The sequence below is a fragment of the Niallia taxi genome, assembly GCF_004005475.1.
In the GTDB taxonomy this organism is placed as follows: Bacteria; Bacillota; Bacilli; order Bacillales; family Cytobacillaceae; genus Niallia; species Niallia taxi.
The window spans coordinates 809,724-831,520 of the sequence record NZ_RZTZ01000001.1 but is presented as its reverse complement, the minus strand read 5'-3'; the positions used below and the strand labels follow the sequence as shown (position 1 = coordinate 831,520).

At 35.5% G+C, this 21,797-nt stretch carries 24 protein-coding genes and 1 pseudogene; 15 read left to right on the top strand and 10 right to left on the bottom strand.

The annotated features are described in order from the left end of the window. Window positions 1–8 precede the first annotated feature (8 nt). From EM808_RS04030 to EM808_RS29450, 5 genes are all read left to right on the top strand, one after another. The gene (locus EM808_RS04030) at window positions 9–2,573 is read left to right on the top strand and encodes a peptidase G2 autoproteolytic cleavage domain-containing protein (protein ID WP_235856557.1); all 2,565 of its coding nucleotides are present in this window, start codon (window positions 9–11) and stop codon (window positions 2,571–2,573) included. Between the two features lie 12 nt (window positions 2,574–2,585). Next, window positions 2,586–6,350, top strand: coding sequence for a BppU family phage baseplate upper protein (locus EM808_RS04025; RefSeq protein WP_127736174.1), 3,765 nt, complete (start codon window positions 2,586–2,588; stop codon window positions 6,348–6,350). An 88-nt stretch (window positions 6,351–6,438) separates the two neighbouring features. Beyond that, window positions 6,439–6,801, top strand: coding sequence for a hypothetical protein (locus EM808_RS04020; RefSeq protein WP_127736171.1), 363 nt, complete (start codon window positions 6,439–6,441; stop codon window positions 6,799–6,801). Between the two features lie 11 nt (window positions 6,802–6,812). Continuing rightward, window positions 6,813–7,052, top strand: coding sequence for a phage holin (locus EM808_RS04015; RefSeq protein ID WP_127736169.1), 240 nt, complete (start codon window positions 6,813–6,815; stop codon window positions 7,050–7,052). 134 nt (window positions 7,053–7,186) lie between these two features. Then, complete coding sequence (locus tag EM808_RS29450) at window positions 7,187–8,068, top strand: peptidoglycan-binding protein (protein ID WP_127736166.1); 882 nt, start codon at window positions 7,187–7,189, stop codon at window positions 8,066–8,068. 244 nt (window positions 8,069–8,312) lie between these two features. Here the strand turns inward: EM808_RS29450 and EM808_RS04005 are convergent, their stop codons facing one another. After that, window positions 8,313–8,780: a hypothetical protein gene (locus tag EM808_RS04005; RefSeq protein ID WP_127736163.1), complete on the bottom strand. Its 468-nt coding sequence runs from the start codon at window positions 8,778–8,780 to the stop codon at window positions 8,313–8,315. 818 nt (window positions 8,781–9,598) lie between these two features. Here EM808_RS04005 and EM808_RS04000 point away from each other — a divergent pair. Both EM808_RS04000 and EM808_RS03995 read left to right on the top strand, forming a co-directional pair. Then, a complete protein-coding gene (locus EM808_RS04000) occupies window positions 9,599–10,450 on the top strand; it encodes a hypothetical protein (protein ID WP_127736160.1) in 852 nt (283 codons plus the stop codon). 35 nt (window positions 10,451–10,485) lie between these two features. Then, entirely contained in the window at window positions 10,486–10,995 is a 510-nt protein-coding gene (locus tag EM808_RS03995) for a hypothetical protein (protein ID WP_127736157.1), read from the top strand. Between the two features lie 109 nt (window positions 10,996–11,104). On the opposite strand, the gene EM808_RS03990 is transcribed toward EM808_RS03995, so the two are convergent. The 4 genes from EM808_RS03990 to EM808_RS03975 all read right to left on the bottom strand — a co-directional run bounded on the left by EM808_RS03990 (window position 11,105) and on the right by EM808_RS03975 (window position 12,952). Further along, a complete protein-coding gene (locus tag EM808_RS03990; RefSeq protein WP_127736154.1) occupies window positions 11,105–11,593 on the bottom strand; it encodes a zinc-ribbon domain-containing protein in 489 nt (162 codons plus the stop codon). A gap of 64 nt (window positions 11,594–11,657) precedes the next feature. Then, entirely contained in the window at window positions 11,658–12,131 is a 474-nt protein-coding gene (locus EM808_RS03985) for a hypothetical protein (RefSeq protein WP_235856556.1), read from the bottom strand. Window positions 12,132–12,252: 121 nt separating this feature from the next. Further along, window positions 12,253–12,609: a hypothetical protein gene (locus EM808_RS03980; protein WP_127736148.1), complete on the bottom strand. Its 357-nt coding sequence runs from the start codon at window positions 12,607–12,609 to the stop codon at window positions 12,253–12,255. 4 nt (window positions 12,610–12,613) lie between these two features. Continuing rightward, complete coding sequence (locus EM808_RS03975; RefSeq protein ID WP_235856555.1) at window positions 12,614–12,952, bottom strand: YolD-like family protein; 339 nt, start codon at window positions 12,950–12,952, stop codon at window positions 12,614–12,616. Between the two features lie 103 nt (window positions 12,953–13,055). Here EM808_RS03975 and EM808_RS03970 point away from each other — a divergent pair, with 103 nt between their 5' ends. Next, the gene (locus EM808_RS03970) at window positions 13,056–13,274 is read left to right on the top strand and encodes a hypothetical protein (RefSeq protein ID WP_127736142.1); all 219 of its coding nucleotides are present in this window, start codon (window positions 13,056–13,058) and stop codon (window positions 13,272–13,274) included. Then, entirely contained in the window at window positions 13,274–13,537 is a 264-nt protein-coding gene (locus EM808_RS03965; RefSeq protein WP_235856554.1) for a YolD-like family protein, read from the top strand. Before EM808_RS03970 ends, EM808_RS03965 begins: the two co-directional genes overlap by 1 nt. A 30-nt stretch (window positions 13,538–13,567) precedes the next feature. Here EM808_RS03965 and EM808_RS03960 read toward each other — a convergent pair whose 3' ends face one another. Together EM808_RS03960 and EM808_RS03955 are read right to left on the bottom strand one after the other, a co-directional pair. Further along, window positions 13,568–13,927 (bottom strand): DUF4064 domain-containing protein, encoded by a 360-nt coding sequence (locus EM808_RS03960; RefSeq protein WP_127736139.1) that lies wholly within the window; start codon window positions 13,925–13,927, stop codon window positions 13,568–13,570. Between the two features lie 3 nt (window positions 13,928–13,930). After that, window positions 13,931–14,143 carry a helix-turn-helix domain-containing protein gene (locus tag EM808_RS03955; protein WP_127736136.1) on the bottom strand — a complete coding sequence of 71 codons (213 nt, stop codon included), beginning with the start codon at window positions 14,141–14,143 and terminating at the stop codon, window positions 13,931–13,933. A 277-nt stretch (window positions 14,144–14,420) separates the two neighbouring features. Here EM808_RS03955 and EM808_RS03950 point away from each other — a divergent pair, with 277 nt between their 5' ends. Genes EM808_RS03950 through EM808_RS03935 form a run of 4 tightly spaced genes read left to right on the top strand, consistent with a single transcriptional unit; the run spans window position 14,421 to window position 16,996 of the window. Further along, entirely contained in the window at window positions 14,421–15,752 is a 1,332-nt protein-coding gene (locus EM808_RS03950; protein WP_127736133.1) for an FtsK/SpoIIIE domain-containing protein, read from the top strand. After that, on the top strand, window positions 15,688–16,281 hold the full coding sequence (locus EM808_RS03945) for a replication-relaxation family protein (protein ID WP_235856553.1): 594 nt from the start codon (window positions 15,688–15,690) through the stop codon (window positions 16,279–16,281). Before EM808_RS03950 ends, EM808_RS03945 begins: the two co-directional genes overlap by 65 nt. Before the next feature lie 12 nt (window positions 16,282–16,293). After that, on the top strand, window positions 16,294–16,722 hold the full coding sequence (locus EM808_RS03940; RefSeq protein ID WP_205685834.1) for a hypothetical protein: 429 nt from the start codon (window positions 16,294–16,296) through the stop codon (window positions 16,720–16,722). A gap of 25 nt (window positions 16,723–16,747) precedes the next feature. Next, window positions 16,748–16,996: a hypothetical protein gene (locus EM808_RS03935; RefSeq protein ID WP_127736130.1), complete on the top strand. Its 249-nt coding sequence runs from the start codon at window positions 16,748–16,750 to the stop codon at window positions 16,994–16,996. A gap of 113 nt (window positions 16,997–17,109) precedes the next feature. Here the strand turns inward: EM808_RS03935 and EM808_RS03930 are convergent. The 3 genes and pseudogenes from EM808_RS03930 to EM808_RS03920 all read right to left on the bottom strand — a co-directional run. After that, window positions 17,110–17,565, bottom strand: a pseudogene (locus tag EM808_RS03930) (hypothetical protein); the annotation flags it as partial. 421 nt (window positions 17,566–17,986) lie between these two features. Next, window positions 17,987–18,493: an antibiotic biosynthesis monooxygenase family protein gene (locus EM808_RS03925; protein ID WP_127736127.1), complete on the bottom strand. Its 507-nt coding sequence runs from the start codon at window positions 18,491–18,493 to the stop codon at window positions 17,987–17,989. A gap of 122 nt (window positions 18,494–18,615) precedes the next feature. Continuing rightward, complete coding sequence (locus EM808_RS03920; protein ID WP_127736124.1) at window positions 18,616–19,239, bottom strand: spore coat protein; 624 nt, start codon at window positions 19,237–19,239, stop codon at window positions 18,616–18,618. Between the two features lie 392 nt (window positions 19,240–19,631). Here EM808_RS03920 and hemE point away from each other — a divergent pair, with 392 nt between their 5' ends. Then, window positions 19,632–20,684, top strand: coding sequence for a uroporphyrinogen decarboxylase (gene hemE, locus EM808_RS03915; RefSeq protein WP_127736121.1), 1,053 nt, complete (start codon window positions 19,632–19,634; stop codon window positions 20,682–20,684). A 26-nt stretch (window positions 20,685–20,710) separates the two neighbouring features. Then, complete coding sequence (gene hemH / locus EM808_RS03910) at window positions 20,711–21,652, top strand: ferrochelatase (protein WP_127736118.1); 942 nt, start codon at window positions 20,711–20,713, stop codon at window positions 21,650–21,652. Window positions 21,653–21,797 lie beyond the last annotated feature (145 nt).

The following is a 21,797-nucleotide window of genomic DNA, read 5'->3' as shown; positions in this document are numbered from 1 at the left end:
TCAAATCTTTGAAGTTAAATAGACTAATAGGTAAATTTCAAGGTGTTTTATTTGCCAGAAAGCAAAATGAAAACTTTGATATTATTGAACAAGCTTATGCAGAAGCAACTAAGAAAATCGATGATTTAAATACTCGTATCAATAATTTAATTTTGAGTACTGGTAGCTTAGCAGAACTAATTGATGCTCGAACTACTGCTGAAGGCGTTGCTGAATCCTTATTAAAAGTACGTTTAGATAAAGAATATAACAAATTACTTTCTAAGATTAATAAAACAATACGGGTTACCGATTTTGACGCTGACCCAACTGGTCAAACGGAAAGCACAGAAGCATTTAGGAAAGCGCTCGGTACTGGAAAAGTAAGAGTTGTTGTTCCTGCTGGCATATATGTGGTTAGAGGTTTAAAAATCCCATCCTGGGTTGAACTTGTGGGCGATGGAATGGGTTTAACAATTATCATATTGCATGAAGATACACCAGCAAGCGAATGGGTAATCACCAACCAGGATTATGTTAATGGGAACAGAAACATTTCTATTAAAGGGATGACATTAGATTGGAATAAAACAAGACAGGGCGGTGTGGGCGCCACAGGAGGACAACATTCAAGCTGTTTAGCTTTAGCCAAAGTTAAATTCGCTTGGATAAAAGAGGTAGAAGGAATAAACCCAGGCTTGCATAGCTTTGATATTACTTCTCCAACATACGACCATTTACCAGAAACTGATTATACAAAAGACGGTTGTCGTTTCGTTTGGATAGATAATTGTGTTGGTTCAGGTTATGGAGATGACGGTATTACAACCCATTACAGTGAATACATTTGGATTACCAATAATCACTTAAGTGATCCGGACGGAGACGCTCATGAAGACGGCGTTTCTAACAGTAATGGTATTGAGATTGATGATGGTTCAAAGCATATTTGGGTTATCAATAACTACACAACTGGGAATATCCGAGGTGTAGAAGTAAAGGCACATACGGAATGGCCAGCAGCTCAAGATGTTCATCTTATCGGCCATACTTCTTATCGAGATGTAAGGTGTTATGATTTCAGGCATATCGGACATCACACTGCGGAAGATCCAGATTCGACTACTGCCTATGATGTAGTTGTAACAAATTGTACAGCTATTGAACCTGTATTTAATTCACTTTATGAAGGCTTAACTCCAAGGGCCTTAGCTATTTCAGCTTATGTAAATGTTAATATTTCAGGATTTACAGCTATTGGTGACCCAACATACGATTATGGGGATAACCCAGTTATAGCAATTCAATATAAATCTAGAAACATTGGAATGCATAATTTCAATATTCGAGGATTTAAGAAAGCGAGTGCGGACATTCGCTTAATTGGCGGAGATCAAAAAACTGACAATATAAACATTAGTAATATACAAATTTATAAATCTGCCAAGGTTGGTATTGCTATTGGTTCAACAATTTATCATGTAAATCTTACAAACATAACAATGATTGGGGAAGATGGACAAATTGGTTTATCCAGTGTCAATTCACAAGACAGTATTGTTGGTGTTCATGCAGAAGGATATGCACTTGCTGCTTCTATTGCTGGTAATGACTATGTTTATTTTGTTCCTAACAATATAAAAGGCGGTACAAGGATTGCAAGCCCAAGTGGTTATGCAGCTAAAGAAACATCTGCACTAATCGGGACAACTTCTGATAGTAAAGCTACTGGAGAAAAGTCAGTAGCTTTAGCTTCTTCTAGTGTTGAAGCTGCAGGAGAAAACAGCATAGTTGCAGCAGCCTCGGGAAATTCCAAAACAGAAGGATACCGAGATTTCGTTATTGGTGCTAACAATTCACGCACTAAAGGGAAAGACGAAAACTCAAAAGGGATTTTAGCTAGTAATGCCGTTGAAAATGATAATAATTACTCTGTTGTAGGTGGGTATGGCGATAGCGAGACACCTTCAACAGCGAATATAAAGTGGTTATTAGATTCCATAACAGGTGAAGGTAAGTTTGCTGGTCCAGTAACAGGAGCTTCATCCTTTAGTGATTTTGGAGAGTACTTTGAGTCATTGGATGGAACTGCAATCCCTGCAGGAACAATTGTCACTTTAGAAAAAGGAAAGGGGAAAATCAGACCAGCCCAAAAGGGAGAAAGAATGAAAGGTGTCATTTCTAAAACTGCCGGAATCATGTTAGGACAATCTACTTACCATTGGCAAGGACGGTACTTGAGAGATGACTTTGGAGAAGTACTTCTTGAAGAAAGAATGGTAAAAATTAAAGATGATGATGGGAACATTAGAGAAGAAATGCAAATGATGCCAATTGATAATCCTGATTATCAAGAAGAGCTATCCTATAAGTCTAGAGAAGAGCGATCTGAATGGAACAAAGTTGGACTGTTAGGACAAGTTCGAATAAGAGTAGATGATACTGTAGGAGAGGAAGATCATGTTATTGCAAACGGCGGGCTAGCAACAAGAGCTGATGATCCAAACCAAGGTTATGAAGTAATGGAAATGATAATTCCATATGATGCAAACAAAGGATATGGAGTGGCCCTTTGTTTAGTTCATCCTATGTAGGAAGGTGGATTTATGGATAAAAATGCGGATTTGACATTAAATATTTCTGCTACAGCAAGCCAATATACAGCATCGAAAATTAGGTTTTCTACCCAAGATGGAGGTTCAGCTAAGCTGACCTTCTTTTTGTTTAAGGAAGGTGTAGAGTTACCTTTAAATGGAGTGACAGGAAAAATTGCAATGAGGATGGCGGATAGTAGCAAGTTTTTGGATACTGTCACCTTGACAGATAAGCAAAGGGGGATTGTTGAATATAAACTAACTCAAGAACAATTGAAGCATTTTGGGCAGGTTGTAGCAGAGTTGTATCTTAATTATGTAGATGGCCAAAAAATATCTGTTCATCGGTTTAGTTTTAGAATTGACCAAGCTTTAATAGACACGGACATTCCTGTTCTAACAGAGTATTACATCGACGACTTTGAAGGATTAAAGGCATCAATCCTTTCAATGGCAGATGAGACTATGCAAGTCATTGAGTCTGTTCAGGAAGACGTGGAACAAGCACAGATATTAGCAGAAGAAGTCATTTCACTAGTTAAACAAAATAATGCCGTAAGATATCCCGAGTATAATGAAAACAATATTTCTATTGGAAATAAATTCGCTGAAATCGAGGATAAGAAAGCTGATCAGGCTTTTGTAGATTTACAGTTTGCTAGTATTGTAAGTGGAGCACCTAAAGGAACTTACACAACCTTATCGGCTCTTCAAAAGGCTTATCCAACAGGAACCCAAGGTGTATTTTTAGTTATAGAAGGTGGACATTGGTATTATTGGAATGGTTCTGCTTGGGCAGATGGAGGTGTTTATCAGGCATCTGAGATTGGAAAAGATGCGGTCACCCCAACAAATATAGCAACCCATTTCAATATGTTTAATCAAAAACTTATACAGGATTTGTTATATATCCCGGGTTACGATACAACTACAAAACAACCCACTTTAGTGACATCGACCACCCAATTTGTTTATACAATTGAGTTACCAGTTCGTGGTAATATAGATGTCAAATTGCCAAGTAGTCTAACTGGTCAGTTTATGTTATTTCTAGACGAAATGGGATTAGTTGTATATAACCGTACTTTGAGTACAATAATTAATGAAACTGCAACGTGGTACACAAAAAACGGAACATCATTTATGACAATTAACATTGCTGCTTTAAAAGCGAGTTTTCCAACATGTGAAAGTATCATGTTTTCTTATCTAAAATCAGATATCTCTAATTTTTACTTGAATGCACATAAGGTAGTAAAGTTATCTGATTACGAGTGGTTAGATGAAACAAGGATTAATACAGATTTAATCGATGACGAGGCTGTTACGTATGAGAAGATAAAAAACGAAGTTATTACTTCAGATAAACTCAAGCAATTTAGTGTGAAACCAGATCGATTGGCGAGGTCCTTTGATTTGTTTTTCCCATCAAAGGTTGTCAGAGGAAAAGCATTGAGCGGCACTGTTTCCGATACGGATCTTACTCCAGTAGTTAATAATAATGTCAACATGGGCTATTATGAACTTTTGGTACCAGACAAAGGCATGCTCACAATCAAGGTAATGGAACCGTTTATTGGCCAATTTATTATGTATCTTGGAAGTGACGGAAAGGTTAAATATAGAAATACTTATACAGAAGTTGTTGGCCAATGGGTGAACACTCACGTTTTGCCACTACAAGACCAAAAATTCAATGCACAAACAAATGAACTAATTTTAGATTGTCAGCACATAAAGCAAAATGTGAAAGTCCAAAAAATTCTAGTTGGGGTATCTTTAAGCAACATAGATAAATTTTACATGGTGGGCGAGTACATGTTTTCTCTAAACGAATTTACTTGGTTAGAGGAAAGCAAAAGAAACAGCCTGGTATTATCTGAAAAGAATGTACTCATCGACCCTTCAAGTGATGACGTAAAGTTAAACACTAGAATACCAGGATATAACACGACGACATTACTTCCGGAATACGCATACAGCCAAACTTTATTCACTGTTAAATTAAAGGTGAAGGATTTCAAAGATTCGTTCCTAATGATGGGAAATGAAGCAGCTACGCAAGCGGTAACGTCGGCGCAAAGGGTAATGTTATATGACACGAGCGGGAAAACGGTTCGCAACAACAATTTCGCGCAATTCACAACGAATCCAGCCGTTCTAAACGTAGCTTATTTATTAAGCAAATACCCAACAGCGGAAACGATTGAAATTGCCTTTTTAGAAACGGATACAGCAAGTTGTTATCTGTATGCGAAAAAAGTAGCGGAAAATACAACGGGTTTACAGGGAATTGGATTCGAAAAGCTAAGCGGGAAATATAATTTGTTGGTATCTGATAAAATTGTCCACGGTAAACGATTAGTCGGATATGATACAACGCCTTTTAAAATCGCGACAAATGATAACGAAAACTTGTTTTACACTGTTATCGATAACCCGGGAACCGGGAAATTAAAGATTTCCTATAAACCGGAATTAGCGTCACAAATGGTGTTGCTGGCCGATAAAGACGAAAAATATTTCGCGAATTATTATTCTAGGGAAATCGAAACAAACACTTATCCGCAAATTTCATATGTGGCGGGAGACGGTTTTATCACGTTGGACCTGGATAAACTTCCGACTAAGAACGGATTAGCACCGGCGAAAATTTGCATCGCATTCACGTATGCCATTTTAGAAAATTACATTTTAGGACAAGGGATTGTCGACCTAAATAAAGTGGAATACGTTAAACCGATTGCAGCGCAAGGTATTAATAGCACGGTGGAAATTCTAACGCCTATCGAATTAGTCATAGCGCAAGATAAAGAAATTAACATTCATTTTAACAACATCGTGAGATACTTCGATACAGACAAAGCGCATGTAATGAATATTACTAATGCGAACGTTGAAACGGGTAAATTTTCAAGGTTTAATAAATCGGCAATCGGCACAACTACAAGCGAAATTAAATTATTTACAAAAGACCGCATTACGTCGGACTTAAAGAAAAATATTTCCGTTAGGGTTGTAGATAAAACAGCGGGAGCGGGAGCGGAAAAAGACGTTTTATTCATCGGTGACAGTCTGACAGATTCCGGCGTGTATCCGACTGAAATCGCCGCATTATTTGCCGATGATGTCATGCATGTTAATTTGCTAGGTACACGCGGAAGCGGATTAGGAAAACACGAAGGGCGAGCCGGTTGGAGAGCCTGGGAATATGTTAATTTGCCAAACGGAGAATATGGAACGCCGGTTACGAATGCATTCTTTAATCCAGATACGCAAACGTTTGATTTCCCGTGGTATATGGTCCAACAAGGATATACAAATGTTGATTATGTATTCATTAACCTGGGGACGAACGATATTGGCCGCGATCATCATAACAGCGACACGGATATCATCAATTCTTACAATGCGATGATTGCCAGCATTAAGGCGTTTAATCCTAACGTTAAGATATTGTTATGGTTGCCTCCTATACGCGCATTAGGTATGTTAGGTACTTCCAAACAGCATACCGATTATGCGTTAAGAGCAACAAAACTCTTAATTAACACGTTTGATAACAAAAAGAACGAAAACATTTTCTTGGTACCAGTCTATTTCAATGTGGACCCAGAAAATGATTATCCGTTCGATGTTGTTCCGTTATCAGCGAGAAATACAGATATTACAACAAAACAATGTAAGGACATGGTTCATACAGCAACAGTTGGTTACAAAAAAATGGCCGATGTGATTTACGGTTATATCAAGTATATGGCTTCACTTGAAGTGTAGGATTGGCGAGCCCCTTATGAGGGCTCTTTTTCTTTGCATTTAAGGAGGTGAGTTCAGTTGTATAGAGAGAAAAAAGGGGGATGGGAAAATGCCGACACAGGAGGTACTAACAGTGGAGGAAAGAGTTGATAATCACGAGGTAAGGATAACCCAATTGGAAAAAGATACGAGTGAATTCAGATTAAAGATTAATGAACAGCTAGGACAGGTCAAAGAGCAAGTGTTAACTGGTATGATCCGTTCTTCAGATGAGAACAAACAACTAAGAGAAGATAATCGTCAAATGATGGATAAGCTTGTTGGTATTAATGATAAGGTCCAAGAAAGAAAACACGAACTAAAAGTGTTGGACAAGCAAAACTTCTGGAAATTGGTCATTGCTATCGTGGGTAGTAGTACAGCTTTAATAACAATCATTCAAATAATTATCAGTCATTTTGCTGGTAAGTAGGAGGAAATCCAATGGATAAAGGAACAATTATTAGAACAATCGTGTTGTTTGTAGCTTTAATAAACCAATTCTTAGTGAGTTTTGGTCTTTATGAAATACCAGGTACAAGTGAAGACTGGACAATTTTCCTTACAAATGGATTTACCATTGCTACTGCTGCTATTGCATGGTTCAAAAACAACTATGTGACAGCTAAAGGTAAACGACAAAAAGAAGTTCTAAAAGCAAACAATTTAACAAATACAAAATGAGGCGCCTTCCACAGGTGCCTTTTTTATTTGGAGGTGACTGCAGTGTTAAAGAAAATCAAATGGTTTTTCAGCAAGGTAGATCCAACAGAGCAAGACGTTTTATTAAACGAAAAATATTAAGGGAGATGGATTAAATGACATTTATACCAACTTATCATGAGAGAAATCTTAAAAATTTGGCTCAACTCGGTGACAATACAAAGATGGCTGCAATCACTTGGTACGCATGGTTAATCGCTAATGAAATTGACGTTCTTATCCATGAAACAATTCGTACTTTGACAACGCAAAAAGGATACTTAGCAAGCGGCAAATCCCAAACTCTAAAATCCTATCATATAGTTGGCCAAGCATTGGATTTTGTACCTGTGGATGGCAAAGAAACTTTGTGGGATGGATACGGTAAGTCAGATATCAAAAGGGCTATCGCTAAAGCAAAGGAACTTGGATTTAAATGGGGTGGAGATTGGTCAGGGTTTATTGATAAGCCTCATTTGGAGTTCCATTATAAAGGTTATGGTACAGACACATTTAAAACAAAGGGTGCCACTATTTCTTTAGCCGTAACTGAATCAATTAAGGAAGAAGTTGCAGCTGTAAAGGATGTAGTGAAAGTTGAGACTGATGGCGATGCGAACATTAAAAAACTGCAAACCTTCCTAAATGGTTACACAAAGAAAGCAAGCTTCACTAAGCTTGTTGTGGATGGATACAAAGGGCCTAAAACAAAGACAGCTGCTATTCGAGTGTTCCAGTACTTTTCTAACGTAACAATCGATGGAGTATTCGGTAAGAAATCTAAGGCAGCTGCTCCAACAGTTAAAAAGGGAACTACTTGGAGCAAGTGGACAAGGCTTATTCAAGGAATGCTTTACTATAATGGCTTTAATCCTCAAGGGATTGATGGAGTATTCGGCAATGATACTGTAGCAGCAGTGAAGGCTTTCCAGAAGGCAAATGGTCTTGTTGCAGATGGAGTTGTTGGTCCTGCAACTTTTGCTAAATTCTTTGAATAAATAAATATAACTTGAGTAATCTAATCAAGAAGATTGCTCCTTCGCACTAAAAGCCTTACTCTTCGGAGTAGGGCTTTTTTTTATTTAGAAACAAAAAAGAGCCTAAAAGCTACCGTTGGACGCGGACTTTTAAGGCTGGAAAAGAAAGAAGATATTATTCAATAGCAGCAGGGATAAGGTGCTACTAAGAAAATAAATCTTGAACGCAACTTACACATTTATTATCGACAATAGTGTGAAAAGCTTAAGTTGATTTTTTAAAATCAAGTTTAACAAAGAAATGATAATATGTAATCAAGATGAGGAGAAGTACTGGATTTAAAAGTAAAGAATAATACCATTCCCACCATCCATAATGAAAGTAACCCCAGGGTTCGGGAAGTAAGGATATTAATTCATAAAGAAAGCATAAGAAATTCCATAAAATTAAGTTAAGTACTTTTTTAGAAAATGATTTATGGACAGGGAAATAATTAATAAATATTACATTGACAGGTGAAACTAAAAATATCATATATAATAATGAAACCCAATCAACTGCTTTAGTAAAATACCAATAACCAGTGTACTTAATATCAACAAAGGTATCAAATAAAGCTTGAAAGGCTATAGTAAACACATATATGTGAAAGGCTTCGTTTTTACTCAGTCTTTTATTTAATTTAATGGCAGCATAGTTAAATATAAGGATGGAAGATATTAATCCAATCATATTAGAACCTTCTTTTTTTTAGTAATACTTATGATATCCAATATGTGGGATTTTATGTTGAGAGAATATTTTTACTAAAAAAGAATGTCTGGTAATCAAAACAAAAGCTGACTGCGTTACTTTTCGGAGTAGGACTTTTTCTATTTCATTATATTCACCAATTTCTTTTATTTGAATAGTATACAACTGGGTATTGGTATAACTCTTGAAACACCTCGTGGCTCCACAATAGTGGAGTCATTTTTGTTCCAAATTAAAAAAATCTGCATATAATAAAAGGACTATTTTATTCTGAATTAGTTATGCCTTAATTAATGAGGAATCAAATTTGGACTCTGCAGATGCCAGCGGAGTTCTTTTTAGTTGAAACGAAAAGGATGCACCTTTATGGTACACCCTACTAATAAGGAGGTTTGTATAGTACGGATGCTCCGTATCATGACCGAGGGTTTGTGACTTCCACATCACATTAATAATTTATTCAACTTAAAGGGAATAAAGCACGGCGCTAGTCCAAGTACCAAAAATTTTAAATATACATAATATATTTAAAATCTCCATTCATCTATTAATAAATTGTACTTGCCTTACTCCTTTGGGTAGGGTTTTTTTATTTGAAGTTCTTTGCATAAAAAGTTACAGTTCGGAGTAATTTATATAACGGATAGCATTATTATCCATCATTCATGTTCGTTTTTTTGTTTTTGCCTTACTCTTTGGAGTGGGGCTTATTTTTATTTGTTTAAAAAAGTTATTTATTGTCTCCTTGAAAAAATGTAATATTATACATAATAGTAAAATATTAAGGAGAAATAAAAATGCCTAGAGAAAAAAGAGCTAAATTCATAGCGGCGAAAGTAAATATTAATCAAAATATTTTTAGTGATAATAAGGAAGAACTAATTAAATCTATACCAGATGCAATATATATAAATAAAGAATTACAAAAGAACACATGGACTTGGAAATTTACCGATGTAGTAACATTTAGTTCAGATGGGTACGAGTTTATATATGGACGTTTGACAAAATCTCGATATGAAAATGTTGATGTTGTAGATGGGGACAAGATTGTAAATTATAAAATACCAAAACCTGTTGCGAATAAGGCAAGATTCCTTTATCAAATTAAAAATGAAGTATTGATCTTTGAAGAAGGAGAAATAAATCGTTCAGAGTTTATACCTGTTTTTCAAGATTTAATATATAGGAATAATATAAAAATCGGTGAAATTATTGTCAACCTTATACCCATGAAAAATGAAATTTTAAGGGAAATACGTTCAATAGATGTATTGACTAAGATTGAGTTTGATATCATCCCTCCAAATATGATTGAAAAGAAAACTTTCAAGGGTTTAACAGATATAATTAAAGACGAGAATGCAACTAGAATGAAAACTACTTTTGAAAATGATAAAGGGTTAAATAAAGATGGAGAGTTTATCGAAGAAGGAATTGAAATGGTTTCTAATGCATATGGTGAGGTAAAAGCATATGGACATAACTTTGCTCCTAGAAGTGATAAAAAGAAGGGGAATAAAAAAATTAGAACACGTTTTTATTCACAGGATTCCGTCCATATGAGAAAATTGAACACAAGTGAGGACAAGGAATTAATACCTAAATTAAAAGATTTTGCTCTTGAAATGATTAAGCAGTTATTATAGTCAGGAGGAATAATGTGATTAGGCGGGGTGATCGAATGGACGATATTTCATTTTGGAAAATGCTTCGTGTAACTAAAGTAGGTACACTTACATGGAAGTACCCAATTTTTTATATATCAATATGTTTAGCAGTAATTTCGTATTATTACTTTTCAAAAATGGATGCACAATCCTATGCTGATATTTTTCCGTATATAAGTGATACTATTGCTTCAATTTCAGCTACATTAATGGGGATTATTCTCGCTGGTTTAGCAATTATAGTTGGACTTGCTGTAGGTGATATTCTAAACTTATTACTAAGAGGAAAAACACTGCAGAAATTATTATTTCCTTTTTGGTTAGTAACATTGCTTTGGGCAATATCAACAATAATTGCAATATCACTGAATTTTGTACCATTGTTTGTCAGTAAAAGTGTGGAGCTTTATTTGTTGAGTTTTGAAGTGTTTATTTTTACATACTCCGTCTTTGGAACTGTTGGTTTAATTGGAAGTACAATAAAAATATTTGTTTTGATTGCACAATTAGTACCCAAGGAATAACAGATATAATTTTATATCGTTAAATAAAAAATAGACCCGGGCGGATTTGCCCGGGACTTATCGTATGATCCACCAATGGGTGGTTGACCTTACTTTAGAGTAAGGTTTTTTATTCAGGATCTTTCAAGGATTTAAGTACTTTTTTTATAATTCCTCTAGTTGTGCTAATATCAACAAGAAACTCTGCTTTTTCAATCAATTCATTTTTTGATGACTTTAAATTTTTAACTTTATTATTAATATGCTCAAATCCAGATACCGTTCCGTTAGAGAGAAGTGTCCATCCTTTTATTTTACAAATAAACACTAAATGAGCGTTAAATCTCTCATCCCCATTTGATGACCTTAGTAAGAATAATTCATTTTCAATTTCATTTTTGATAGCTAAATTATCGTCATCCAGCTTTAATATTACCAACTTTGCAAGTAAGAAAGCTTTGGTTGGAGAACTTAACGACTCTATTGCATTAACAAACCACTCTTTTTTATGTAATTGATTTATATCTGTAGGTTGCATTAACCTTAAGTTAGTCCCACACTCTTGACAAAATTTTGGGTTTGAGATTAATTTAGTTCCACAGTGGGGACAAAAAAACATAACATAATCTCCTTTTATTAATGAAATTAACCTTCATTTTTCAGATGGTTAGTTTTATGACGCATTATTGGGATTTTTCTATGTATCTTTTGGCAACATTATAACAATCATCAATATGTGAATTACCTAAATATTTCATTGCCCCAAAGCTAATGCCTGCAGAAACAGCAGTACCTATAAATGGGACGTATTTTGCTACTTGTTTGACAGCAATTTTGCTTCCTATCTTTTTTAGTAATTTACCGATTACTTGTTTTGTTATCACTCTTCCAACTAATTCACTACCCGCTGATGTAATTAAAACTAATAATACTTTTTTAGTTTCAGCATCTAATTGATCAATTTGGTCATGCGATAAGCCGAATTTTCTATTTATAGCTGGAAGTAATTCAAGCATAATTCCAATATCCGCAGTTATATCTACTCCAGGTACTGGAACAGCTGCTGCTAGACCTGAAGCAGATGCTCTTTTTGTAACCATTGATTTACATTCTGCTTTTATTCTGTCTAATTCCGATAAGTTGCTTGGTAATGCCAATTCATCCATCCCCTTTTGAGTATAAAAAATAATATATTTATGTATTATCTTCCATTGATATCGGCGGATATACCTTATATTTAATGGCTGAGAAATATATTTTTTAAAGTGAAGAGAATATTCAAAAATCCTTACGTAAGTAATAAGATAATAATTTCTGTGTGTTATTCTTTAGATGTGCATTAAAAAAACGATGTGCCTCATGATATCCCTTGTAGTAAATATCATATACAGTGAAAGTCCCATCATTCTCTCCTCGAATAACCTTCATCTTTAGTTTTCTCATTTCATCATTGATTTTCTTCAAGTCCTTTTGAACCTTCAACATTGTGTGCTCGATTAAATCCACATATACTAACTTAATTTTAAACGGCGTTATTTCAGTAACCTTACGGTCGTATTCCAATACTGAAAGTACCAAGGGTAAATATATGGATTGCTCAACTAACCTTAGGTCCTCATCTAATATTTTACTCATAGCCTTACACCTTCTGCACATCTACAATTTTTTGAAATGGAATCTTATGAATTAGTTCATCCTTATCTTTAATCCTGAATTCTTTCTTTATGTAATCAATAAAGTGCGTATGGCCGATAATGGACTCGATGTATCCTTTCTTGAATAGTTTAAACTCCAGCTGCGCGTTATACTCCATTGCTTCATGTATTAGCATTTCAATTTCAGTTAACCTATCCTCATCTAAGATAGGCTGCTTTACTTTCTCCAAATCTAGAACTTCCTGTTTTACTGCTGCAACATGTTCTGGAAGCATTATTGCTGTCCATTTAATATTCCCGCGGTCCCTAATCACAACATCCATCTCCTTTTATATATTTAAAACATACCAGAACAATTGTTCGTAATCAATATTGATTTAGAACAATTGTTCGTATATAATGTATTTCAAAAGGGAGGTCTTATTGATGAATGGATTACTTAAAAGAGCTGTAGAAAGTAATGAAGTTTTAGAAATGATTTATCAAAACAATAAAGGGGAATTCAGTCAACGTAGGATTCAGGTTATTAAAGTGAATGAAGAGTCCTTTAGTGCATATTGCTTTACTCGTAAACAGCAGCGCACTTTTAAGTTAACCAGCGTTTTATCAATTGGACCAGCACGTAAAGTAAGGAGAAGTGCATAATGATGACATTAACAAAACCTAAGAAGGTTAAAAAACCCGCAAGACCAACAAGAGATGAATTTGAATTAGAGGAAATCGCCAATACCTTAACGGAAGCATTTGAGGAAAAGAATGAACTAAGACTAACTGTGTGGAAGAGAGAAGATCCAGTAAGAGGTAAAGTAGTTAAGATGGATGGTAATACGAAATTAATACATATAGAAAATTTTACTGAAACAATTAAAGTTAAATTTATGGATATTTTATATGTTCAGAAAGTTTAAAAGCCCAACTCGTTTGAGAAGGGCTTTTTGTTATGATTGGAATGTTGTTTTATCACGATTATTTTTCGTTACCATCAATATACCTGAGATTAATAAAAGTACACCTGGAACAACGTATACAGAAAACGTATAAAGTACTCCCATTACAAGCGTGAATATTCCCCACTTTTGGCTGTTCTTTTTAATTTTAAATGTTGATACCCATATTAAGATAACCAGTGGTAAAGAAAGTAGTGAGTATGTAAATAAATAATAAAAAAAGAACATGGAGGTATTATCTGTTACTGGTTCAAAACCTAAAACAAAAGCAATGATAGCTCCTATAACCCACGCAATAGTTAAAAGTATAGCTGCAACCATCGATAATGTGTATTCTGTAGCTCTATTCAATTATTATGCCTCCTTATTAACCTTTTTCCATTCATAAATATCTTCAAAATTACAGTTTAAAATATCCGCCAACATAAAGGCTTTATCTATTGGAGCTATACTGTCCATAGTTTCATATTTTCTTAACTGCCTTACCGTCACATTTATGTGATCAGCGATAAAACTCTTCCTAAGACCACTTTCTTTAATTTTACTTTCCAAATGACAGATTAACATATAATCACCCGATATAGTAATTCTATTCTATGCTTGTTTTATCCTTTATGTTCTTTAATGACAAAAAAAGCGAACTTAAAATTCATAATTACTGTCATAAAGTTATACCTAATTCCATACCATTTACTATACCAGATGAAATGCCACCCTAGTAGCTGGTCCGGGCATATGCCAGATGCCTATACATCAACGGTTAAACCCCTATATTTAAAATGCTAGATCGATGGGATAGATTCTTAAGAATCTATAAAGAGGTGGCGTGTGGAAGGAGGATATTATGATTTTTGAAGCAATCACAACTTTATTAATGGGAAGCCTTGCGCTTCAGGCTCACTTTTCAAAAAGTGGAGTAGGGAATGATTCAAAGAAATTAAATAAAATATTTGCACTGTCTGGATTAAATGTAAAAGACGGCACTCAGACATTAACTGCTCAGCAGATGAAGAAAAGAAATTATTCTTGGGGAACGGAGTATAAATATCGCATTCCTTTAGGACGGAGCTTTGAAGACTACCTTAATAAACAGCAGGTAATTGAAGCAGGCTTAAACACACGAAAGGTGAAAATACAATTAGGCGACTTGAAAGAACTTAAATTAGATAAACAAATCACTACCAATATAAGAAACTTGTATCAAAAAAAGTTAACTGAAAAGAAGGAAATAGAATTGTCTTATGATGGCATGTTAGTGATTAGAGTTTATGAAGAGCCCATGCCAACTTTGGTGAGCATGTATGAAGGTAAGAAGTGGGCTGTTCCAATCGGTGTAACAAGAGAGAAAAACGAAAGAGTTCTACATGACTTTGAAAAAATTCCGCACTTTGTATTAGGTGGTGCAACAAGGTATGGGAAATCCAATTTAATAAATGGAATTATTGTTTCTTTAATTAAGCAGCGACCAAAGCAAGTGAAACTTCACCTTGTGGATTTAAAAGGCGGAGTCGAGCTATGTGATTATGAAAACATTGAGCAAACAGTGAACATTGCCTATGAACCTGAGCAAGCACTTAAAGTCTTATCTAATGCTTATAAAGAAATGAGAAGAATGCAGCAACGTGTAAGAGCAGTTGGAAAGAAGAATGTACAGGAAGCTGGAATTCCAGAAAGGCATTTTATTATTATTGATGAAGTCGGGGAGCTAAACCCTGCAGAGGCAGTTGATAAGAAAGACATAAAAGAGAATGGTGTCCCCGTTCACAAAAGTGAAAAGACTATTAAAGAAGAATGTCAAAAATACATGAGCCAAATATCCAGGTTAGGAGCAGGCTTAGGATTCCGTTTAATACTTGCAACCCAATACCCAACAGGGGATGTCATTCCACGGCAATGTAAGCAAAACAGTGATGCCAAGTTGTGTTTCCGAGTCCAGTCTTCCACAGCTTCAAATGTTGTCCTGGATGGTCCCGGTGCGGAGCAGCTGCCACAAATAAAAGGTCGTGCCATATATCAAACTGCTGATAACAAAATTATTGTTCAAACTCCATTAACAGAAACAGATGTTATTGAATCCACCATAGAACCACACATAAGAGAGGTGAAGCCAGTTGAAGCAATTGAACAAGAGACAAGAGCAAATCCTATTATCATTGAAAAAACTGGACTTTCTTAATCGGGATCAACTACAGACCATCCACAAACTAGGAAAGGTAAGGAATACGAACCGAATACTAAAAGAGTTGTCTCCATACTTAGAAAGCTTCAGAGAAGAATACTCCACGATTTATTACTTAAATGCAGAAGGTAGAGCCTATATAAATTCTAATAAGGTTAGACGGAAAAACCCTTTTGTTAATCACACAATCATGCGAAATGATTTCTATATCTTTGCTAAGTTTCCCACGGAATGGGCTAACGAAGTTAAAGTGAGCGATGGCATCACCACTATTTATACAGATACTTGGTTTAAGGTTGGTGGGAAGTATCATTTCTTAGAAGTGGACTCTCTTCAAAAGATGAAGGAGAACAGAGTGAAAATAAAAAATTATGCTGCTTTATATAAAGCAGGCCACTTAGAAAAGCATTTTGGATATTTCCCTAAACTTATATGGTTGACTACAACAGAGTTAAGAAAGAAGCAATTAAAAGAACTGTGTAAGGATATACCTTGCGTTGTTTACACGATTGAAGACATTAAATGAGGAGTGATTAGAATGCAAACAATAGCATTTAACGATTTCGTGTCAGGTAGTTATAAAAAGGAGAAAAAGGAAGTAAAGGATAAAGTAAATGTAGGTAAGGTTGTTAGAAGGATAGGAACCTCCATTGCAATTCCTTTAGTTATGGCGAAACCAGCTTTTGCAGCGAGTAATGTGGAGGCAGTACCAGCCAGTGCAAAAGAATGGATGGGGGAACAGACTATATCCGCATTAGCTCATGCCTTAGATCCATTAGTCGATGTTCTTGTTGCGCTATCGTTTCCGATTGCATCAGTAATAATTGTGGGTGGCTGTTTCTTCTTCATGTTAGGGAATAGTGAAAAGGCTTGGTCCACAATTCAAAATGCTGGATTAGGTTATGTATTAATTCAAATTTCTCCACTAATCTTAAATGTATTAAAACAGATAGGAAATGCTGTTTAATAACTCAACAAGAGGAGGACGTAAAATGAAAAAGTCTGGAAAAATCATTGTGTTTTCAAAAGTTAAAAAAGAAAAACGTAACATTACAATCCAAGGTAAGGTAAATCCTTCCTTAGGATTAATGGTTACGCAATATTACAGTCATGGTAAAGATAGCATGATAGTTAAAGTCGAAAAGGATGGTTATGTCTTTTTCGAGGAGGTTGGTGCTGATATAACAATCCTGAGTTGTGTAGAAGCAATAGAAATGTTTAAGTTTTTTTCATTACAATAAAGAATAAGAAAAGGAAAGTGGTTTAGATTTCAAGTTAAAACATTAAATGAAATTGGCTAACATTAAATACAAAAATATACAGTCTCAATTCCGTCTGTAGATTAGTTTCTTTTGATGGCTATTGCCACTGCAATAGCAGGAAGGCCCACCCTGACAGCAACTGGCAAAAGGACCGCACCAATCAATGCAACTGCTGGTGATGGCCAGAAGAAAAAGGAAATGATCATCATTAATAAACCAATGATCCAATATGCTAAACTTGGAGACCTAATCCATTTTGCAAAAGGGGATATCATGACATCATTAATCCCGGTTTTTGTTAGGATTTTACTCATAGCAACAATGATGGAGATGACTACAATTGTTGGCAGCAATTCTGTTATTGCATAAATAAAACTATTGAATATGGTGCTGATAGAACCGCTCAATGATCCTGTGGCTGTAAGGGCCAACAAAAAAATCCCGACAATACATACGATGGTAGTGTCTCTTCTCATAATCATAAAGCCTATAATAAAGAGGATGAACAAAACGTATATCCAATGAAGTGCTGTTAGCTCTATACCCATTGCGGAAGTCTCCCTTCTAATCCGACATAAAGCTTAGGCAAATGTCTAAGACCGGATTTATTACAGATTATGAAGAAGGATAGGATTGGGTGATAATTGTGCCATAATCTTTTTTATAGGAAGGAAATGGAATTAGAAAGAAGGGGACTTAAACTTTAGCTGGAAAATAAAGTTCATTAAATAATGGAAGTTTCTTTAGAATAGTCCTTTGGTGAATATTAAATATAAAGTCATATTGGGAAATCCTAAGTGGTATCCTTGAACCCATTGTCAATATATTACGGATTTTTGTTAATCTTGGTGTCATTTCCTTGGAAATAAAACAGCTTTTTGTCGTTTTATCCCCTTGAAGCAGCGATTGCTGGGCTTTCATTGTTTATTAAAAAATCCCGTTAAAATAAAAAAAGGAGCAAGCTGCTCCTTACGAAGAAATAGTAAGCTCAAGCAAATATGCTTTACCATTAAACATAGCATGCTGAAATATTCCGCCATTGGTTGGATCTCCTGTTATAGGAGAATCTAATGTACTGTTTTTTTGTTTCCAAATAATAAAGTCTTTTCTTTCAGCCCATACTGACAGGATGATATAAGTATCTCCTTTTAATGGACGGATAAAACGATATGTGCTTATTTGTGAGTCTATTTGTTCTAATGAACGCTTGATATTTTGTTCGAACAAAGGCTTGTGTTCATCTGTGACGGGAATATGATTCATAACAGCATATTTTTTGTCGCTGAAATCACCTTTGTCAAAAACAGTTTCATATTTTCTTGGAGCAGCAAAAATGGAAGGACCTGAAGTTTCATGTAACAGCACGGCGTTTTCGTCTCCGTAAACTTGCATGGCAATCAAGGATTGCTGATCAATTTGTTTAGCATATTTCTTAACTAAAAAATCAAATGTCCCGCTTGCTAAGTAGATATTCATAGCAACCTCCTAAAAAACGTAAAGTGTTATGCGGTTTCATTTTTAAGGATACTATAGATGCAAGTTATAAGGAAATAAAAAGAAGTGACTGCTTGCCTTTTTGCAAGCAGCCTTTTTAAAAATTACTGATAAAGCTGGTTACTCTGTCCTGCAATAGGATTTTGATTCATCATATGTGCTTGCATTTGCGGATTTGCTTCTGGTACAAGCAAATACATAGACCCCATTTTTTGAACAGCCATTTCATCTGCTGGCTCTAATACATAATAGCCTTTTTTAACCATATATTGCCACATGTCATATGCATGAGAACAGCTCATCATAAATGCAGTTTGGCAAAAAGAGCGGATTTCTGGATTAGCCATCTCCATCGCATTCCAGGCGTATTCCCTGCCGGCACGCTTTAATGTCAGTAAGTAGGCAGTAGCCATTTCCCTGTCATTCATATTTTCAACAGCTGTTCTTGGTTGAACAGGAGGTGCTTGAGGTGCGACCATTTCTGTGAATTGATTGAGCTTTGCTTCTTCTTTGAGTAATGGAAGCTCAGTTGTTGCACCTTCTCTTTTGTTCAAAAATTCAACCTTCATATTATAATCCCTTATGTGCAGAGGGAAGTGTCTTTGAAGAATGGATTTGAACTCTGGGTCTTGGACATGCTGAATCATATATCCCATGTTGGTGATGCTATTGACACAGCTTAATGTCAATTCATTTAGTGCATTTGCTTCATGTGCTGCAATTCTCATTTAATAGATCCCCTTTATGCCGTTAGAATTGTATTGATGCAATACTTTTTTATAATGGCTAACTGATAAGGATATATGCACAGCGATTTTCTTTCTTGTTTGTTATAGTTAGAAAATGGGAATAAAAAAAGAGGTAAATTAGTCTATTTTGTGACAAATCAGTAGGTTTTGTATACAACGATAGTGAAAAAGTTATATATTTAGTTTATACACGCAATGAACTGTTATTTAAAAAGGAAATACGGAGTGTCTGTTATAAGGGCATTCTTTTTTATTGCTTTTTTATTTATAAATATTATAATTTAATAATGATTATAGTTAATTTGTTTTTGAATTTATGATTTATATATTACAATGGAAACATAAGCAATAGAAAGGTGGACATATTAAGAATGAGTAAGGAAATGAAAGATACATTTATTAAGGCGGCAAAAGGAGAAAAAACTGATTTTGTTCCTGTCTGGTATATGCGTCAAGCTGGACGTTCTCAACCAGAATACAGAGCGATAAAAGAAAAGTACTCTCTTTTTGAAATTACCCATCAACCAGAACTTTGTGCATACGTAACAAAGCTGCCTGTAGATCAATACAATGTCGATGCAGCAGTACTATACAAGGATATAATGACACCACTTCCTGCAATTGGGGTTGATGTTGAAATTAAGTCAGGTATAGGTCCTGTCATTGATAATCCAATTAAAACATTGGAAGATGTTTCGAAGCTTGGTGTGTTAAATCCTGAACAAGATATTGCCTATGTACTTGATACGATTAAGTTATTAACCGAAGAGCAGCTGGATGTGCCATTAATTGGATTTTCAGGGGCGCCATTTACACTTGCCAGCTATATGATAGAAGGAGGCCCTTCAAAAAACTATCATAAAACAAAAGCATTTATGTATTCACAGCCTGAGGCTTGGTCTTTATTGATGGACAAGCTGGGAAGCATGGTTATTACATATGCGAAATCCCAAATAAATGCAGGTGCAAGCGCCATTCAAATTTTTGATTCATGGGTCGGTGCATTGAATGTGGACGATTACCGACACTTCATTAAGCCTGTAATGAATAAGATTTTTACAGAATTGAAGAAAGAAAACACACCGCTTATTATGCATGGGGTCGGAGCAAGCCATCTTGCTCTTGAATGGAATGATCTGCCGTTAGATGTAGTTGGTCTCGATTGGAGACTATCCATTAAGGAAGCAAGAGAAAAAGGGATTACAAAAGCAGTACAAGGCAATCTTGATCCTGCGATACTTTTGGCACCATGGAATGTAATTGAGGCTAGAGCGAAGGAAATATTGGACCAGGGCATCAAACAGGACGGATTCATTTTCAATCTTGGCCATGGCGTATTCCCAGAGGTAGATCCTGCTGTTCTGAAAAGATTAACAAGCTTTATCCATGAATATTCTGCTGAAGCAATCAATAATCGACGATAATATTATATAGAAAAGAGTGAAGAGGAATGACTAGAAAAAAAATGGGGCTATTGGTTATGGCCTACGGAACTCCATATAAAGAAGAGGATATTGAAAGATACTACACACATATTAGACATGGCAGAAGACCAACAGATGAAATGCTGGAGGATTTGCGAAGCCGTTATGAAGCAATCGGAGGTATTTCTCCTCTTGCAAAAATTACGCAACAGCAAGCAGAAAGTCTTGAAGCACATTTAAATTCTATTCAAGAGGATATTGAATTTAAAATGTATATTGGTTTAAAGCATATTGAGCCATTTGTTGAGGATGCAGTTAAAAGTATGCATGCTGACGGAATTACAGAGGCGGTCAGCATTGTGTTGGCACCGCATTTCTCCACATTCAGCATTAAATCATACAACGGCAGAGCGAAACAAGCTGCAGAAGAGCTTGGCGGTTTAACCATTCATAGTATTGAAAGCTGGTACAATGAGCCTAAATTTATTGCATATTGGTCTAAAAAGGTGCAAGAAGCTTTCCGTAATATGCCAGAAGAAGAAAGAAACAATGCAGCCTTAATCGTTTCAGCACACAGCTTGCCAGAAAAAATCCTTCAATATGGCGATCCATATCCGGATCAATTGAAAGAAACAGCTGACTTAATTGCAAATGCCGCAGGTGTATCTAATTACTACATTGGCTGGCAAAGTGCTGGTAACACACCAGACCCATGGCTTGGACCAGATGTTCAGGACCTGACAAGAGAGCTTCATGAAAAGCATGGATATAAAGCATTCGTCTATACTCCTGTCGGTTTCGTGGCAGACCATCTAGAGGTGCTTTTTGACAATGACTATGAATGTCTTGTTGTCACTAAAGAGGTTGGTGCAGCATACTACAGACCAGAAATGCCGAACGCTCAGCCTGAATTTATTGATGCACTGGCAACAGTGGTATTGGACAGCTTGTCCGTTCACTCTAAATAAGTTAGTTATGGGAGCAGCTGCGTTTGATAAAAACGTTGGCTGCTTTCTATTGCACTAGTTTTGTGCATATGTTATATTCATATTTGAACTTTATGACCAAATTCCTCATTTGGTCATTTTTGATTAGCTGGATGATGAAATACTA

What these genes read in the sequence shown, in the direction of transcription:
- EM808_RS04025 (WP_127736174.1), top strand. Translation starts at nt 2,586, where the DNA reads ATGGATAAAAATGCGGATTTGACATTAAATATTTCTGCTACAGCAAGC.
- EM808_RS04020 (WP_127736171.1), top strand. Translation starts at nt 6,439, where the DNA reads ATGCCGACACAGGAGGTACTAACAGTGGAGGAAAGAGTTGATAATCAC.
- EM808_RS04015 (WP_127736169.1), top strand. Translation starts at nt 6,813, where the DNA reads ATGGATAAAGGAACAATTATTAGAACAATCGTGTTGTTTGTAGCTTTA.
- EM808_RS29450 (WP_127736166.1), top strand. Translation starts at nt 7,187, where the DNA reads ATGACATTTATACCAACTTATCATGAGAGAAATCTTAAAAATTTGGCT.
- EM808_RS04005 (WP_127736163.1), bottom strand. Translation starts at nt 8,780, where the DNA reads ATGATTGGATTAATATCTTCCATCCTTATATTTAACTATGCTGCCATT.
- EM808_RS04000 (WP_127736160.1), top strand. Translation starts at nt 9,599, where the DNA reads ATGCCTAGAGAAAAAAGAGCTAAATTCATAGCGGCGAAAGTAAATATT.
- EM808_RS03995 (WP_127736157.1), top strand. Translation starts at nt 10,486, where the DNA reads ATGGACGATATTTCATTTTGGAAAATGCTTCGTGTAACTAAAGTAGGT.
- EM808_RS03990 (WP_127736154.1), bottom strand. Translation starts at nt 11,593, where the DNA reads ATGTTTTTTTGTCCCCACTGTGGAACTAAATTAATCTCAAACCCAAAA.
- EM808_RS03980 (WP_127736148.1), bottom strand. Translation starts at nt 12,609, where the DNA reads ATGAGTAAAATATTAGATGAGGACCTAAGGTTAGTTGAGCAATCCATA.
- EM808_RS03975 (WP_235856555.1), bottom strand. Translation starts at nt 12,952, where the DNA reads ATGGATGTTGTGATTAGGGACCGCGGGAATATTAAATGGACAGCAATA.
- EM808_RS03970 (WP_127736142.1), top strand. Translation starts at nt 13,056, where the DNA reads ATGAATGGATTACTTAAAAGAGCTGTAGAAAGTAATGAAGTTTTAGAA.
- EM808_RS03965 (WP_235856554.1), top strand. Translation starts at nt 13,274, where the DNA reads ATGATGACATTAACAAAACCTAAGAAGGTTAAAAAACCCGCAAGACCA.
- EM808_RS03955 (WP_127736136.1), bottom strand. Translation starts at nt 14,143, where the DNA reads ATGTTAATCTGTCATTTGGAAAGTAAAATTAAAGAAAGTGGTCTTAGG.
- EM808_RS03950 (WP_127736133.1), top strand. Translation starts at nt 14,421, where the DNA reads ATGATTTTTGAAGCAATCACAACTTTATTAATGGGAAGCCTTGCGCTT.
- EM808_RS03940 (WP_205685834.1), top strand. Translation starts at nt 16,294, where the DNA reads ATGCAAACAATAGCATTTAACGATTTCGTGTCAGGTAGTTATAAAAAG.
- EM808_RS03935 (WP_127736130.1), top strand. Translation starts at nt 16,748, where the DNA reads ATGAAAAAGTCTGGAAAAATCATTGTGTTTTCAAAAGTTAAAAAAGAA.
- EM808_RS03925 (WP_127736127.1), bottom strand. Translation starts at nt 18,493, where the DNA reads ATGAATATCTACTTAGCAAGCGGGACATTTGATTTTTTAGTTAAGAAA.
- EM808_RS03920 (WP_127736124.1), bottom strand. Translation starts at nt 19,239, where the DNA reads ATGAGAATTGCAGCACATGAAGCAAATGCACTAAATGAATTGACATTA.
- hemE (WP_127736121.1), top strand. Translation starts at nt 19,632, where the DNA reads ATGAGTAAGGAAATGAAAGATACATTTATTAAGGCGGCAAAAGGAGAA.
- hemH (WP_127736118.1), top strand. Translation starts at nt 20,711, where the DNA reads ATGACTAGAAAAAAAATGGGGCTATTGGTTATGGCCTACGGAACTCCA.